General features: G+C 28.1%; 3 protein-coding genes and 1 pseudogene. All 4 read left to right on the top strand.

Translation table 11 applies throughout. From position 1 onward, the window contains the following. Window positions 1-94 precede the first annotated feature (94 nt). Window positions 95-343 carry a hypothetical protein gene (locus tag I4V51_RS20465; RefSeq protein WP_195990284.1) on the top strand — a complete coding sequence of 83 codons (249 nt, stop codon included), beginning with the start codon at window positions 95-97 and terminating at the stop codon, window positions 341-343. Between the two features lie 93 nt (window positions 344-436). Further along, the gene (locus tag I4V51_RS20460; protein ID WP_195990283.1) at window positions 437-580 is read left to right on the top strand and encodes a hypothetical protein; all 144 of its coding nucleotides are present in this window, start codon (window positions 437-439) and stop codon (window positions 578-580) included. Beyond that, window positions 565-753, top strand: coding sequence for a hypothetical protein (locus I4V51_RS20455; RefSeq protein ID WP_195990282.1), 189 nt, complete (start codon window positions 565-567; stop codon window positions 751-753). Before I4V51_RS20460 ends, I4V51_RS20455 begins: the two co-directional genes overlap by 16 nt. Window positions 754-976: 223 nt before the next feature. Then, window positions 977-1,458, top strand: a pseudogene (locus tag I4V51_RS20450) (hypothetical protein); the annotation flags it as partial.

Below are 1,458 nucleotides of genomic sequence, written 5' to 3'. Positions count from 1 at the left end.
GTTTATAAAAGGTTTTGAGTTAGGAAAACAGGTTGGAACCAAACAAGTTTTAAATCATAAGATGAATTAATGATTATTTTATTGGAGGAATAAAATGAATAGGGAACCTGTAAATTATGATGGGATGAAAAAAACAAATATAAAATTAGGAAATACTACAGTTAATATATATAGGCCTATAATTCCTAATGAAGATGAAATAATAAAACTTTATGACACTTGTAATAAGTTATTTAAGAATCATCCAGAGTGTTTTTATACACCAGAGCAGACAAAAGAGAAGAATAAGTTATTAGCAATTAATAATATTAGTTGTGATGAATATAACGCTATAAGTGAATAATGTATTTCAAATGATGGGTAGGCTGAAAAGCCTTTTTAAAAGCCTAATATGGCAAAAAATGCTGTAATAAATTTAGTGAAGGAGTAGAAATAGGTGAGCAAAACGCAGTTAATGTTGGATAAGGCAATAAAATATTGGGGAATGAATGACATAGTAACAATTATGTTAAGTCAAAGAAGAGATAAAGAGATAATAGAAGTCCAAAGAAGAAGGTTAGAACAATGGGGAAGGAATTAAGAGAATTAGACCAGGTACATAAAGTTGCAACAGATTTAATTGATACTGGAAAGTTTGGATGGAGAGAAGCTATAGAAATAGCAGAAAAAGAAGTAAGGTTTAATGAAAATTTAGATTTGGATAATGGAGAAATCTATTTAATTAAAACTGGTGAAACGATTGGAGAAGTATAAACACAAGATAACTATTACCATTACAAAGGGAAAAACACATTGATATAACCATGCGACCGGTGATCAATGTGTTTTTAGAAAATATTTTTCTTGATACTTTATTTAATTATATCTAAGAAAAATATGGAAGTCAAATATAGTTAAAAAGGAACGTTTAACGCCCTTGTAATAGGTATTATCTTAACGACCATTATAAAAAATAAGTAGATTAGAGTTGGTAAGTATGGCTATAAGGGAGAAGAAATATAAGTGTGGTAAGTATTTAGAAATAGAAATATATCCTATATCAAAAATAGAACAAAAGAAGAGTAGAAAGAGAAAAAAGAAAGAGAGTAGAAAAGAACAAAAAAATCTTAATGATAAAAATGCAAGAAAAAAATTAAGAAGAATAATAAATGCAAATTTCACTAATAAGGATTTATTTATACATCTGACATATGACAATGATAATTTACCAGATAGTGAAGAGAGAGCATTAAGAGATAGAAATAATTATTTAAGAAGAATAAAGAATTATAGAAAAAGAAATAATTTACCAGAGTTAAAATATATAGCTGTCCTGGAATACAAGGAAGCAAATAAAAATGACAAAAGAACTAGGACAAGAATACATCACCATATTGTTATGAGTGGAATGGATAGAGATAAGGCAGAAGAGTTATGGGGAAAAGGGAGAGCAAATGCTGATAGGCTTCAACCTAATGA

Origin of the sequence: Clostridium sp. D53t1_180928_C8 (assembly GCF_015667795.1) — a bacterium.
GTDB lineage: Bacteria > Bacillota > Clostridia > Clostridiales > Clostridiaceae > Clostridium.
The sequence above is the reverse complement of the archived record's forward strand: the minus strand, read 5'-3'. Positions and strand labels throughout refer to the sequence as shown.

Excerpts from the sequence above, each read along its gene's own strand:
- I4V51_RS20455 (WP_195990282.1), top strand. The coding sequence starts at position 565 with ATGGGGAAGGAATTAAGAGAATTAGACCAGGTACATAAAGTTGCAACA.
- I4V51_RS20465 (WP_195990284.1), top strand. The coding sequence starts at position 95 with ATGAATAGGGAACCTGTAAATTATGATGGGATGAAAAAAACAAATATA.